General features: G+C 60.2%; 15 protein-coding genes. 11 read left to right on the forward strand and 4 right to left on the reverse strand.

The window, feature by feature from the left end; all coding sequences use genetic code 11:
* From ACN0SW_RS11340 to ACN0SW_RS11380, 9 genes are all read left to right on the forward strand, one after another.
* Window positions 1-196: phage head closure protein (locus ACN0SW_RS11340; RefSeq protein ID WP_417728041.1), on the forward strand; the 196-nt coding region annotated here is incomplete at its 5' end.
* Window positions 193-582: a P27 family phage terminase small subunit gene (locus tag ACN0SW_RS11345; protein ID WP_417728042.1), complete on the forward strand. Its 390-nt coding sequence runs from the start codon at window positions 193-195 to the stop codon at window positions 580-582. The genes ACN0SW_RS11340 and ACN0SW_RS11345, both read left to right, overlap by 4 nt.
* Window positions 583-584: 2 nt before the next feature.
* Window positions 585-2,249, forward strand: a complete 1,665-nt coding sequence (locus ACN0SW_RS11350; protein ID WP_417728043.1) for a terminase large subunit — start codon at window positions 585-587, stop codon at window positions 2,247-2,249.
* Between the two features lie 11 nt (window positions 2,250-2,260).
* Complete coding sequence (locus tag ACN0SW_RS11355; protein ID WP_417728044.1) at window positions 2,261-4,636, forward strand: hypothetical protein; 2,376 nt, start codon at window positions 2,261-2,263, stop codon at window positions 4,634-4,636.
* A 454-nt stretch (window positions 4,637-5,090) separates the two neighbouring features.
* Window positions 5,091-5,486 carry a hypothetical protein gene (locus tag ACN0SW_RS11360; RefSeq protein ID WP_417728045.1) on the forward strand — a complete coding sequence of 132 codons (396 nt, stop codon included), beginning with the start codon at window positions 5,091-5,093 and terminating at the stop codon, window positions 5,484-5,486.
* Window positions 5,487-5,729: 243 nt separating this feature from the next.
* Window positions 5,730-5,918, forward strand: a complete 189-nt coding sequence (locus ACN0SW_RS11365; RefSeq protein ID WP_417728046.1) for a hypothetical protein — start codon at window positions 5,730-5,732, stop codon at window positions 5,916-5,918.
* Between the two features lie 57 nt (window positions 5,919-5,975).
* Entirely contained in the window at window positions 5,976-6,482 is a 507-nt protein-coding gene (locus tag ACN0SW_RS11370; RefSeq protein WP_417728047.1) for a hypothetical protein, read from the forward strand.
* 83 nt (window positions 6,483-6,565) lie between these two features.
* Entirely contained in the window at window positions 6,566-6,967 is a 402-nt protein-coding gene (locus ACN0SW_RS11375) for a hypothetical protein (protein ID WP_417728048.1), read from the forward strand.
* Between the two features lie 48 nt (window positions 6,968-7,015).
* On the forward strand, window positions 7,016-7,285 hold the full coding sequence (locus ACN0SW_RS11380; protein ID WP_417728049.1) for a hypothetical protein: 270 nt from the start codon (window positions 7,016-7,018) through the stop codon (window positions 7,283-7,285).
* Between the two features lie 544 nt (window positions 7,286-7,829).
* On the opposite strand, the gene ACN0SW_RS11385 is transcribed toward ACN0SW_RS11380, so the two are convergent.
* Entirely contained in the window at window positions 7,830-8,576 is a 747-nt protein-coding gene (locus tag ACN0SW_RS11385; protein ID WP_417728050.1) for a YgfZ/GcvT domain-containing protein, read from the reverse strand.
* Between the two features lie 65 nt (window positions 8,577-8,641).
* On the opposite strand from ACN0SW_RS11385, the gene ACN0SW_RS11390 reads away from it, so the two are divergent.
* Window positions 8,642-9,325 carry a TIGR04283 family arsenosugar biosynthesis glycosyltransferase gene (locus tag ACN0SW_RS11390; protein ID WP_417728051.1) on the forward strand — a complete coding sequence of 228 codons (684 nt, stop codon included), beginning with the start codon at window positions 8,642-8,644 and terminating at the stop codon, window positions 9,323-9,325.
* A 197-nt stretch (window positions 9,326-9,522) separates the two neighbouring features.
* Window positions 9,523-10,725: a pyridoxal-phosphate-dependent aminotransferase family protein gene (locus ACN0SW_RS11395; protein ID WP_417728052.1), complete on the forward strand. Its 1,203-nt coding sequence runs from the start codon at window positions 9,523-9,525 to the stop codon at window positions 10,723-10,725.
* 185 nt (window positions 10,726-10,910) lie between these two features.
* Here the strand turns inward: ACN0SW_RS11395 and accC are convergent, their stop codons facing one another.
* From accC to ACN0SW_RS11410, 3 genes are all read right to left on the reverse strand, one after another.
* Window positions 10,911-12,260 carry an acetyl-CoA carboxylase biotin carboxylase subunit gene (gene accC, locus ACN0SW_RS11400; protein ID WP_417728053.1) on the reverse strand — a complete coding sequence of 450 codons (1,350 nt, stop codon included), beginning with the start codon at window positions 12,258-12,260 and terminating at the stop codon, window positions 10,911-10,913.
* Window positions 12,261-12,269: 9 nt separating this feature from the next.
* Window positions 12,270-12,764 (reverse strand): acetyl-CoA carboxylase biotin carboxyl carrier protein, encoded by a 495-nt coding sequence (accB, locus tag ACN0SW_RS11405; RefSeq protein WP_417728054.1) that lies wholly within the window; start codon window positions 12,762-12,764, stop codon window positions 12,270-12,272.
* Between the two features lie 150 nt (window positions 12,765-12,914).
* Window positions 12,915-13,457 carry a LuxR C-terminal-related transcriptional regulator gene (locus ACN0SW_RS11410; protein ID WP_417728055.1) on the reverse strand — a complete coding sequence of 181 codons (543 nt, stop codon included), beginning with the start codon at window positions 13,455-13,457 and terminating at the stop codon, window positions 12,915-12,917.
* Between the last annotated feature and the right edge of the window lie 67 nt (window positions 13,458-13,524).

Consider the following 13,524-nt stretch of genomic DNA (forward strand, 5'->3'; position numbering starts at 1 on the left):
GCGCGGGTCCGATGAATATCTCGCCGGGTTCGGTGAGGCTGAGGCAGGCGGCGCGGTGTTTCGCATCCGCTATCTGGCCGGGATTACCCCGGCAGATCGGGTGATCTTTGACGGCGTGGTCTATGACATTAACGAGATCGCAGAGCATGGGCGGCGGCGCGCCCTTGAGCTGCGTTGTGCGAGGATACCGGCATGAGCGTGCATTCACGCGGGATCAAGCCGCAGCTTTCGGCAGACAGTGAGGCGCTGACAAAAACCCCGCCCGCGCCTAAGCACCTTGCACCCCATGCAAAGGCCGAATGGAAAAGGATTTTTCCGCAATTAATCGCACGCAGAATCGTCACCCGCGCTGATCTGGCCGGGGTGGAAAATTACTGCGCGGCGGTGGGTGCGGCGCGCACAATCGCAGAGACCATGAGCGCCGGGGACTTGCCCGATCTGAAATTGGGTGGCCTGCAAATCCGTTACATGCAGACCGCCCGCCAGCTTGCCGCCGAGTATGGTCTGACCCCGACCAGCCGCGCCCGGATAGGGGCAGGGCTGGCCGATGATGACGACGCCGACAACCCGCTTGCGGTGTGATGATGGATGGCGCGCGCATCATAGAGGCCAGCACCTACCCGGCTTGGATTGACGATAACCGCGCCATTCCTGATCCGCTTGGCTATGGTGAGCGCGCCGTCGAGTTCCTGCGCAGGCTGCGCCACCCGGCGGCGGTAAATGAAAACCGCGCACCCAAGGCGGCAAACGCAAACCGCCACCCCCAAGCCTTTCAGCTTGCGCCCTTTCAGGAACGTATCGTGCGGCGCATCTATGGGCCGCGCCATGAGGACGGGCGGCGGATCGTCAAGACGGTGTTCTTGATGTTGCCGCGTGGCAATCGAAAAACGAGCTTGGCCGCAGCCCTGTCTTTGCTGCATGTGATCGGCCCTGAAAAGGTGCCAGCCGGGCAGGTTATCTTTGCTGCATCCGATCGGGAACAGGCTGGCATTGGGTTTCGTGAGGCCGCTGAAATCATTCGATCGGATAAGCGCCTTGTGGCCGCAACGCGGATTCACGACGCTTTCAACAGCGCGAAACAGATCACCGATATCAAGAGCGCGGCACGGCTGCGCGCCGTGTCGAGTGATGGCCGCGCGCAGCATGGCACCACCCCGGCCTTTGTGCTGGCCGATGAAATTCACGCTTGGAAAGGCCGCGACCTTTGGGAAGCCCTGAAATCCGGTCTGGCCAAGACTGATGATAGCTTGATGGTGATCGCCACCACCGCCGGGCGCGGTAGTGAGGGGCTGGCCGCAGAGCAATACGATTATGCCAGGCGGGTGGCCTTGGGTGAGATCGACAACCCCGAGTTTCTGCCGATCATCTTTGCGGCTGCGCCCGATGATGATTGGCAGGATGAAACCGTATGGCACCGGGTGAACCCCGGCCTTAAGCATGGGTTCCCGAGCTTGTCCGGCCTGCGCAGTCTGGCCAAAGAGGCCAAGGATCACCCGGCAGAGCGCTACAGCTTTCAGCAATTCAACCTGAATATCTGGCACGGCAACAGCCGTGACCCTCTGTTCTCTATGGCCACCTATGACGCCCGGCAGTTCAAGGATGATGAGGCCGATCTTGAGGCGCTGCCCTGTTGGCTGGGCGTCGATATGGCCTTGTCGGGCGATACCGCCGCAGTGGTGGCCGCATGGCTGCATGATGATGGCCAGATCACCATCAAGCCGTGGTTCTTTGTGCCGGGCGATGAGCTGAAAGAACGTGGTGAGCGCGACGGCTTGCCCTATGAACGGTGGCGCGATGATGGGCTGATCACGGCCACGCCCGGCCCGATCATCGACCCGCTGGCCGTCGAGGATCACTTGCGCGAGTTGGCCGCGCGCCATGACGTGCAAGAGATCGCCTTTGATCCGCATTTGGCCCGGCAGATCATGCAGCACTTGCACGACGCTGGCCTGCCCGTGGTCGAGCTGCGCCAAGCGCCCTTGAACATGGGCGTTGCCATTGGCGATCTTGAGCGCACCGTAAACGGGCGCATGATCCGCCATGACGGCCACCCGGTGTTGCGGCACCACTTTGATAGCGTGGTCGCGTCCCGCAACACGTCATCCGGCCTGACCCGGATGCACAAGGCCAGCAAAACAAGCCGGATCGACGGTGCCGTCGCGGCGGCTATGGCCGTGCATCGCGCGGTGGCCGGGGAATCCATGAAATCGAGCTACAGCGGCGAAGATGCCGAGATATTCACTTTCTGAGGTAATGAGCGATGAATGATGCAACACTGCCCGGCCTGATCGTTCCGGTTGAAGCGCGGATCACGGCGCTTGAAAAAGGATTACAACGGGCGAACCGGGCGCAGCAACGGGCCGCGCAGAGCATGGAGCGCCGCGCCAAACAAAGCGCAGACCGCATGAGCGCATCCTATGCACGGGCAGGGAATGCCGCCGCCGCTGCGTTCAAGCGCGTGGCGGTGCCGCTGGCCGCTGGCCTTGCATCGGCTGGCACTGCGCGTGCAATCGGGCAGACCGTCAAGGCCGTGGCGCAGCTTGGCGATGAGGCGGAACGGGCAGGGGTGCCGCTCAAGGATTTTCAGGAATGGAAGTTCATTGCAGAGCAAAATCGCATCGGCGTTGACCAGATGACCGACGGCTTAAAGGAATTGAACCTACGCGCGGATGAATTCGTGATCACCGGTAAGGGACCGGCGGCAGAGGCATTCGCACGGCTTGGGTTCGGCGCAGAGGAATTGCGCGAGAAACTGAAAGACCCGAGCGCGCTTTTGGTCGAGATCATCGACCGCCTTGGGCGTTTGGACACTGCCGGGCGCATCCGCGTTGCCGATGAGATTTTCGGCGGCAGTGCCGGTGAGCGTTTCGTCGAGCTGGTGGATCAAGGCGCGGTAGGATTGCGCGCCACAATCGACCGTGCGCACGAATTGGGCTTTGTTCTTGGTGATGACGTTGTGCGCCGTGCCGATGACCTTGATCGCAAGTTCGCAGAGCTGACCACGCGGGTATCCAGCTTCGGAAAGCGAGTGGCCGTCGAGATCGCAGACGGAATCGCAAGCGTTGTCGGATTGCGTGAATCGCTGGATAGCCTGTTTCAAAGCGAGGCGCAGGGCCGCGCAATTCTTGGCGATGATGTTTTTAACGCACTCGACCAGAGCGCAGCGGCGCTTGAGAAGAACAAGCGCGAGGTGATCGACCTGCGCGAAACCTACGCAGAGCTTTTCCGCGAGGTGAATAATCTCACCGGGCCGGGTGGTATCCGCGTTTTCGAGATCAACAATGAGGATGCCAAGTTCGCGCTGGCCGATATCCTGACCGGCATTGATGACGTTTCGCGCAAATTCGATGCGGGGCAGATCACCGCAGAAGAATTCCGCGATGAAATGGCCGAGCTTGCCGGTGAAGCCGATGAGGTGCGCGCAGAGCTGGCAAAGATCGGCGATGCCAGTTTCTCAAATGCGATCACGGGTATCGGAAACCTTGCCGCTGCAATCCGCACCGCGTTGGGCGAGGCGGTGAAATTAAGAAACGAGTTGCCAAGCGGGTTTGTTTCGTCGGGCCGTGGTGATGGCAATTCCGAGGTTCGGAAGCGGCGGCTTGATGACAATGGTAATGCCACACCGCAGGCCGTCACCACGTCGCTTAGACCGCGCGCGGCCCCGCCTCTGATCGGCGAAACGGCACCCGATACCGGGCGCAGTGGCGGCGGTGGTGGCCGCACAGTTGATGATTTCACGCGAACCGCCGCCGCAATCCGCGATGAGACACGCGCGCTTGAGCTTGAGGCGGCGGCGCTCGCATCCGTTGCACTGGCAGGAAACAACCTTGCACCGGCCATTGAGCAAGCGCGCCGTGAGGCAGAGCTATTGCATGAAGCGCAGCGCCAAGGGCTGACGATCACGCCGCAGTTACGGGCAGAAATTGCGCAGACCGCCGCAGAGTATGCGAAAGCCGGTGCAGCCGTTTCCGGTGCGGAGAACCGCCTTGACGATTTTCAGGCTGCGCAACAAGCGATTACCGGGGTCGCAACCGGAGCGTTTCAGGGCCTGATTACAGGCGCACTTTCCTTCAAAGAGGCGATTGCACAGGTGGTCGCGCAGCTTGCGGCGATGGCGGCCAGCAAGGCATTTGCGAGCATTTTGGGCGGTGCAACCGGTCTGTTGGGCGGGCTGGCCGGTGGCCCTCTTGGGCTGGCCGGTGGTCTGGTCGGTGGGCTTTTCGGGTTCGCAGGCGGCGGATACACCGGGCCGGGCGGCAAATTCGAACCCGCCGGGGTGGTGCATCGCGGCGAATTCGTAATGTCCAAAGAGGCGACCAGCCGCATCGGCGTGGGTAATCTCGACGCGCTGCATAGGGCCGCACAGAACGGCTTTGCCAGCGGCGGCTATGTAGGTGGCCCGGCACCTCTTGGACCGCGCGCAGGGGGCCGCTCTGAGTCACAGGCGGCAAGTGCGCAGCCGATCAATATCAGCGCACCCGTGACGGTGAACGCAACCGGCGGCACCCCGGAACAAAACGGCGATCTGGCCAAGCGGGTTTCGCGGGAAATGGAACTAACCATGCGCGGTGTGGTCGTTTCTGAAATCCAGCGGCAAATGAGGCCGGGCAACATGCTGGGCAAGGGCGCGCGGTGATGGTTACCTGTGCCGTTATTCGCCTTGAACGTCCCCAGCCTTTAGAGTATTCTTAAAGAGCCTTAAGGGCAGCACAAAGCACAAAGCACAAAGCAGTCAGGTTTGAGCCGATACTTTCGATGACGCTCACCGACACCAAATACCAGCCACAATTTGAACGTCCGCACCGGGAACATGACCGGGCAACGAGTCGCCTAGCTGGAAGGTGCAGGAAAGATCGCTTTGGATCGCTCCCCGGTGGAAGACATCGGACGCCCCAAGCGGTTGCCGCCAGTCTCATGACGAAATGGCACAGAAAGACGGTTGCAATGTGCGGTGAGCTTAGGCTCTGGGTCACAACAACCGATCACGTCTAGGTTGGAGGAAAGCCGGGCGTGATGCGCAGCCGAAAGGCTGTAACCGCTTGGCCGCAAGGCCGGAGTCGGGGCGCTGTTAGGTCAATGGAAGCCACCTAATGTTAGAAGCCCTTCACCACCTGTTAGACGCAGATTACTCCCCAGACCTATGCAAATTTAGCGTTTGTATCGGTCTGGGGGAAAGACCTATTTCCGCAGGGATTTATCATCATTCATTCTGTGCAAATCAAATGAGCTTGCGGGAAGAAGAAGAAAAGATGGAGGGCGCGCAGCGCCCGCAAGCGAGCGCCAGCGAGCGCGCAGGAGTGATGATGAAAGTATTTGATGCACGGTCACTGTTAGACGGATTGACCAGTTCTTGGACGAACCCGGCCCGTCGAGAGGGCAGAACAGTAAACCTTAGAAAGCCGCCGCCGGATCTGATTGCATTGGCTCATCGCTCGCGCACTTTCGAACCGATGAAAACCATCCTGAATGTGCAGGAAAAGCCTTGAGTTTTCAAGAGTAGTAATGTTATAATATAACACATACTGGGCTGGCTTCCAACGTTGCCCAACTTGACCCCGCGCCGGATCATCATTGCGATGTAAGTCAACCGGCGCGGGGTTTTCAGTTTCCAGATGTAAGTAAGCGCTTAAGTGCGGCAATTTCAACAGGTTAGCCGACGCTTTGCCGCTTGCGCTTTGGATTCTTGGCGTGCGAATCTTGGGTATACAGAACCCAAGAGGATCACGACCATGCAGAACCCCGTCGATACCTACATCGCCGACGCAGATTATCACGCCCTGAAAAATGCACTGGTGCAAATGGTGGCGCAGCCATTTGACCGCGCAGGCACCGACGCCGAAACAGAAGTGGTGCGCGCCCTTGGTGAGATCGGGGGCGTTTGGCCAGTGAGCGTGATGGATGATGCCGAAAGGTCTTGACTCCGCAGGGGACGGGGACATATAAAGTCCCCGTCCCCGCAAGTGAAGGAATCGAGCATGGCAATGACAGAGGCAGAAAAAAAGAGGCTGCAACGCCAGCGTGCGGAAGATGAACGCCGTGCCCTTTCTGACGCGACTTACCCTTACCTGAAAGAGACGTTCTCGGAGTTCCTGAAGTATGAAGGGAACTATGTGAACGTCGAGATCGCGCTTGCGTTGGCGGGTATCGAAGCACCTCTGATCGAAGATGAGCGCGATCCGCATACCTGCGCATTGGAAGAGGTGATTGTAGATGTCGAAGATCCATTTCCCGGCGCGAAGGGGGCAATCGGGCGGGCGGAGGTAATGATTGATTGCTTCATGGATGCAGCTATCGAACTTGCCTGCGTAGTCAACAGTTACAAACGCCAAGAAATCGAAGCACGCCTTGCCGAACTGGAAAGCTCGCCCGAAACGGATAAAGCCGAGGCCATGAAAGAAGCCGTAAAGCTCAACAAGTTACTGGACCGGCTCAAAAAGCAGGTTCGCAGGAACTTTCCAGTCTGGAAGGTAACGGGCGTCTGACGCCCATAGTCGCGACGTGGTCCCGGCCTAGGAAACTGAAACCACGCCGCAAATGAAACGTCTCAGGAAAAGGAAGAGACATTATGAATGATAATAACACAACGAAAACCGCAGTGGCAACTGTTGTCGCGGAGTGGAAACACCGCGTTAATCAGGGCGATCGGGCTGCATTGGCAAAGTTCATATCTGGCATGCCCAATGCAAAAACCGTCACTCATCAAGAGTTGACGGCAATTTGCAATCAAGCGGTGGAGTATGCTGCATTGCCCCCCGCAAATGTCGTGCTGGAAAGTGGGGAAATTTTGGTCGAACCCGCCTCTTTGAAAGGGGAAAAATTCTTTTGCTTTGGTGGAACGCATGCGAATTACGGAAATTTTGCGTTGTTCTGGTCTGTTCGGGGGCCGGATGGTGGTTCGCGCGAACGCCCCTGTTTTATGTTTTGGGATGATGAAGCCGTGATGTTGAAGCCGGGATACGCTGCGTAGCTATTCCGATCACCGCACCGACCATCAATCCCAAGAAAGGAAACAGATATGAACGCATCTACCGCCACCCCGATCATGCTCAAGGGATATCGCGTCCCGCTCGCATGGTTCGTGGCTTCATTCAAAGCTGACACCCATGCGCTTTACGTGTCGGATAATTCAGCATCCGCCCTTGAACGCGTCGAGGTTCTCGACGGCGGCGACATGATCACGCTGCATGATCGCAGTGACCCGATGCACGTTACCATTTTGACCAAGGCACCGACCGAGGACATGTTGATTGAAGCGTTAGGGGTGATCGCGGAAAGCGGCGCGTAAGCACCGCCACGGCCAGAACGACCAAATCAACCCGCCGGTGTAAAAGCTGGCGGGTTTACAATTTTTCGCATACGTTAACCTTTCTGAAACTATTTTCTGGAGCTGATTATGAGAAAGATTCTGATTGCCTTTGTGATTTCAGGCGCACTGGCCGTGCCGACTGTTTCGCTTTCCGGCGTGCCGCTACCGGTAATAGCGGGCAGTTCAAGTGAGACCGTTGAACACGGCGGCGGGTGCCGAAAAAGTTCCCCGCCGGGCCAGTGCTGTCACATGGATAACAGCCAAGGCCGGGTGCATTGCCACTAAGGTGATTTGTAATTAACGGCCATGATATTGGTGAGGCCACTGCGGTGGCCTTGCCAGTTTGGGCATGTTGACGCAACGTCACTTTGTCCATTTTTAGGCCGGTTACATGGTTACAAAATGTCACTTAAGTTATTGTTTTTAATGAAATAGTCTACGGTTCAAATCCCTTATCACCCACCATTTTCCTCTCAAGTTTCCGGTTTTGTCCAATGGGCGAACAGCGCTCCATGATGCTGGATCAGGATGTGCTGAAGGACAAAGGGTCAACGCGCGCGCCGCCGGCGCGCATGCCAGCTGTCGCGCGGTCATGGCGCAGATAGGCGATGCCGCGCCCACCTGACTGGGTATAGAGCGTGCCTGCGGTCTTGCCTTCGGGTGTGATGATCTCGGTGCCGGTTGGGGCCGTGCCATGCACCGCGACCATGGTCAGGCCTTTTCGCAACTCGGTCTTGTGTTTCATCCGGGCAGTGACCTCTTGGCCCACATAGCAGCCCTTGCGAAAATCTACGCCGTTCAACCGCTCGAACCCGGCCTCTAGGATAAAGGTGTCGGGGGTGAGTTCGATGCCGGTTTCGGGGATGCAATGGGCCACGCGAATCCGTTCGAAATCGCTGCCGTCGTCGCCGCCTGTGTCGCCGTAAAGCCGCCAGCCCAGATCCGGGTGGCGGGGGTCAGGCAACGCGCCCGCAGGGGCGGGCCCGGTGCCGCGCCGCACCTGCATCGTCGTTTCGGTAATGGTCACATCGGCCCGCAGTTTATACATGGAGAGCCGTTGCAGCAGCATCGGCGCCAGACTGGCATCCACATCGAGCAAGATTGCATCGCCGTGACGAGACACCAGAAAATCCGCCAGATACTTGCCCTGCGGCGTCAGGATCGCCGCATAGACCAGCCCCTGATCCAGTTTTTGCAGGTCGTTTGTCACCAACCCTTGCAAGAAATGCAGGGCGTCCGTGCCTGTGATCTCCAGAATGCGGCGCGTCATGCCTCTTCCCCCGTGTTGCTTGCCTGTAATATAGGTCAAGACAGCAGACACAACAGGGGGGCGTCATGCGCGCAGCACTCTCGGTGGTTATTCCGACACTCAACGCGGGGGCGAACCTTGGGGGATGCCTTGGGGCGCTGATGGAGGGAGTGGAAGCGGGCGTGATCCGTGAACTGGTCGTGACCGACGGAGGATCGGATGACGCCACCCTAGAGATTGCTGATGCGGCCGGGGCGGTGATCGTGCAGAGCGGCGCCTCGCGCGGGGGACAATTGCGGCGCGGCGCGCAGGCGGCGGGCGGGGAATGGCTGCTCTTTCTGCATTCCGATACGGTTCTGCCCGTTGGATGGCCCGGCGTGGTGAGCGCGCAGATGGCGCGGGGCGGGGCTGGTGCCTTTCGTCTGTCGTTTGATGCGGCAGGGATGATGCCCCGGTTGGTGGCGGGGTGGGCCAACCTGCGGACGCGGATGTTGGGGCTGCCCTATGGCGATCAGGCGCTGTTGATCTCGCGGGTGACGTATGAGGCGGTGGGGGGATTTGCCGATATTCCGCTGATGGAGGATGTGGCCATGGCGCGGGCGCTGAAGGGGCGGATTGCGCTCTTGCCGCTGGCGGTCACGACCTCAGCGGCGCGTTACCAGCGGGCGGGCTGGGTGCGGCGGGGCGGGCGTAATCTGGGGTTGGTGATCCGCTACCTTTGCGGCGCGGACCCGGTGCGTCTGGCTGAGACATATCGGCGGAAAAGCTGATGGCGGGGCGATCAGGTTTTGTGCGGTTGAGGGGGCCGGAATTTTCAAAAAATTCCGGACAAGAAAATTTTCAATTTTCTTGTCAGCGGGCGGTGTCGTAAGGGCCACTTGGGTCATTGGCACGAGAGCGAAGCGGCGATTGACGCCGCGTGGCAACGGCGTAAGGTGCGCCGTAAAAATGCAGGAGACCCCCCCAAATGAGCCTCGCCCACGGCCGTCCCTATCTGGCCATTCCCGGCCCCTCGGTCATGCCCGAAGAGGTGCTGCGTGCCATGCACCGTGCCGCCCCGAATATCTATGAGGGCGATCTGATCGAGATGACAGCGGGGTTGATTCCCGACCTGCGCGCCGTGGCGCGCACGCGCCAGCACGCGACGATCTATATCTCCAATGGCCATGGCGCATGGGAGGCGGCGCTGGCCAATACGCTCAGACCCGGCGACCGGGTGCTGGTGCCCGCGACGGGCCGGTTTGGGCACGGTTGGGCCGACGTGGCGCAGGGGCAGGGGATTGCGGTCGAAATGCTGGATTTCGGCAAGCGGTCGCCGATTGATCTGACCCGTCTGGAAGAGGTTCTGCGCGCGGATAAGCGCCATGAGATCAAGGCGGTCTTGGCCACGCATGTCGATACATCCACTTCGGTTCTCAATGATATTTGCGGAGTTCGTGCCGCGCTTGATGCCGCAGGACACCCGGCGCTCTTGATGGCCGATTGCATCGCCTCGTTGGCTTGTGACCGGTTCGAGATGGATGCATGGGGCGTCGATGTGATGGTCGCGGGCAGCCAGAAAGGGCTGATGGTGCCGCCCGGTCTGGCGTTTGTGTTCTTCTCGGACAAGGCGGCTGCGGCGCGGCGGGCGCTGCCGCTGGTGAGCCGGTATTGGGATTGGACCAACCGGGCCGACCCGCAGATGTTCTATCAGTATTTCGGCGGTACGGCCCCCACCCATCATTTATATGGATTGCGTGCGGCACTGGATCTGATCAGGGAAGAGGGCGGTATCGATGTGGTCTGGGCGCGGCATGACCGGCTGGCGCGCGCGATCTGGGCCGCTTGCGAAACCTGGGGGCAGGCGGGGCCGTTGGAGTTGAACATCGGGGATCCCGCGTTGCGCAGCCGGGCCGTGACCGCGCTGCGGATCGGGGCGCCGCATGGCTCGCGCCTGCGGACTTGGGTGCAGGATCATGCCGGTGTGACGCTTGGCATCGGGTTGGGGATGGCAGAGCCGGATGATCCGGCATGGCACGGGTTTTTCCGCATCGGCCATATGGGGCATGTGAATGCGCATATGGTTCTGGGCGCGCTGGGTGCGATTGAGGCCGGGCTGACGGCGCTCGATATTCCGCATGGTGAGGGCGGGTTGACGGCGGCGGCGCAGGTGATCGCGGGCAAGGGGTAGGCGGCGGCTTGGCGCGGTTCGCCTGTTGCTCGCCTTGGCCCTGAGCAATGAGCCGTCGCTTAGCCGGGCCGCGGGACGGCCCGGAGAGATCATGCGGCGGTGCGTTTCACGCCTTGGTCCGCGCGCGTGTCATGCCAAACGTCGGCAACAGGTCAATCGCGTCCGTGCCGTTCTTGCATCTGACCTTAGTCGCGCAGGTTGGTTTCCAGCCAGTGTTCCAGCCAGTGGATGTTGTAATTGCCCGACTGAATGTCATCCTCTTGCAGGAGCGCATGAAAAAGCGGCACCGTGGTGTCGACGCCATCGACGATCAACTCACCCAGAGCGCGCGCCAAACGGCGCAGGGCGCTGTGGCGGTCTTTGCCATGCACGATCAGCTTGGCGATCAGGCTGTCGTAATAGGGTGGGATTTTATAGCCGTCATAGAGCGCTGAATCCATCCGCACGCCAAGCCCGCCGGGGGCATGAAACTGTGTGATCCGGCCCGGGCGGGGCGCGAAATCGGGCAGTTTCTCGGCGTTGATGCGCACCTCGATGGCGTGGCCGTTGATCACCAGATCGTCCTGTGTGAACGACATTGGCAGGCCTTCGGCGACGCGGATCTGTTCCTGCACAAGATCCACGCCAAAGATCGCCTCGGTCACCGGATGTTCGACCTGAAGGCGGGTGTTCATCTCGATGAAAAAGAAATCGCCCTTCTCATAGAGAAACTCGATCGTGCCGGCGCCCCGGTAGTTGATGCGCGCCACGGCGTCGGCGCAGATCTTGCCGATGCGGTTGCGTTCCTCGGGGGTGATGCAGGGGCCGGGGGCCTCTTCCAGCACCTTTTGGTGGCGGCGCTGAAGCGAGCAATCGCGTTCCCCCAGATGCACGGCAGAGCCCTTGCCATCGCCAAACACCTGAATTTCGATGTGGCGCGGCGTGGTGAGATACTTCTCGATATAGACTTCGTCGTTGCCAAACGCGGCCTTGGCCTCGGAGCGGGCGGTCATGAACGCCTTTTCCAGATCGCCTGCTGATTGCGCCACTTTCATGCCGCGTCCGCCACCGCCAGCGGTGGCCTTGACGATCACCGGAAAGCCGATTTCGGCGCAGAGGGCCTGTGCCTCCTTGAGATTGGCGACACCCCCTTCTGAGCCGGGCACACAGGGCACGCCAAGCGCCCTCATTGTGTCCTTGGCGGTGATCTTGTCGCCCATGATGCGGATATGTTCCGCTGAGGGGCCGATAAAGGTCAGGCCATGATCCTCGACGATCTGTACGAAATTGGCGTTTTCCGACAGAAAGCCATAGCCCGGATGGATCGCCTGCGCGCCGGTTACTTCACAGGCGGCGATGATCGAAGGGATCGACAGGTAGCTCTCGGATGAGGCGGGCGGTCCGATGCACACAGATTCGTCTGCCATACGGACATGCATCGCGTCGGCATCGGCGGTGGAATGCACCGCCACCGATTTGATCCCCATTTCACGGGCGGCGCGGATCACGCGGAGGGCAATTTCGCCCCGGTTGGCGATCAGGATTTTATCGAACATGTGCAGGCCTTATTCGATAATCATCAGAGGTGCGCCGTATTCGACCGCCGCGCCATCCTCGATCAGGATGCGTTTGACGGTGCCGCCTCGGGTGGCGGGGATGTGGTTCATCGTCTTCATCGCCTCGATGATCAGCAGGGTGTCGCCCTCAGAGACCTGCGTGCCGACGCTGACAAAGGCGGGCGCGCCCGGTTCGGCCTGCATGTAAACGGTGCCGACCATTGGCGAGGTCACGGCACCGGGATGGCTGGCAGGATCCTCGGCGGCGGGGGTCGCAGCGGCGACCGCAGATGGTGCCGGGGTATAGGCGGGGCCAGGGGCCGGGGCGGCAGGCGGCGCGTAATGGGGGGTGACGGTTTCGTTCCGGCGACTGACGCGTACGTTGAGCGTGTCTGCATCGCCGTATTCACGTTTGACCGAAAGCTCGGTCAGATCGTTCTCGTTCAGCAGTTCCGCCAGAGCCTTGATAAAGGCTACATCCGATTCATGGGATTTGTTCGACATTAGTTTCCTCGACCACAGCGCGATGATGTCCCACGGGGGGGCTCATGGCATTTGTTTTGGCCGCTTATAGGGCAAGGTGACGGCTGAGAAAAGCGGCCATTACCTGTAAATCTAGGGGCGTTGGGGCAATTTTACGAGAGCGGCGGGCAATCAGAGTGGCATGCCGGATAATTTTGCGACCAGTTCGGCCAGTTTGCGGGCCTGAAATTTCTCAAGGAGTCGCGCACGGTAGACCTCGACCGTGCGGTAGCTCAGGCCAAGCTCAAGCCCGATTTCCTTGGAGGTCAGGCCGCGACAGGTGAGGATCGCCACTTCGCGTTCGCGTTGGGTCAGTTGAACAAGGGGGCGTTCCTTGGACAGATCGGAAAAGCACCAGATGCCGCGCTGAAAGGGGGCCTCGGGGGTGAGGGACTGGCCGCGCACCCGGCACCAGAACAGCGTGCCATCGCGGCGTTTCATCACCCGCTCATCGGCGTAGCGCCCGGTCTTGCGCATGATGGCAAGCGCATCGGCACCGATGCGGCGGTAATCTTCGATCGAGGGATAATAGCGGGCCAGCGGGATGTTGAGGTAGTCGTCGGGCGTGTCGCCAAAAATTGTGGCGAAGTGCCGGTTGCATTGGCGTATGATGCGGTGTTCCAGCAGCACGAGGCCAACGGGCGCGTGTTCGAAGGCGAGTTCCTTGATGTCCATGGCGGTCTCCATGCCGCGTTTATGCCGCGCGGGGGGCGGCGCGCCAAGGGCTTTGCGTGTTTCTACG

Origin of the sequence: Roseovarius sp. (assembly GCF_048262375.1) — a bacterium.
Classification (GTDB): Bacteria; Pseudomonadota; Alphaproteobacteria; order Rhodobacterales; family Rhodobacteraceae; genus Roseovarius.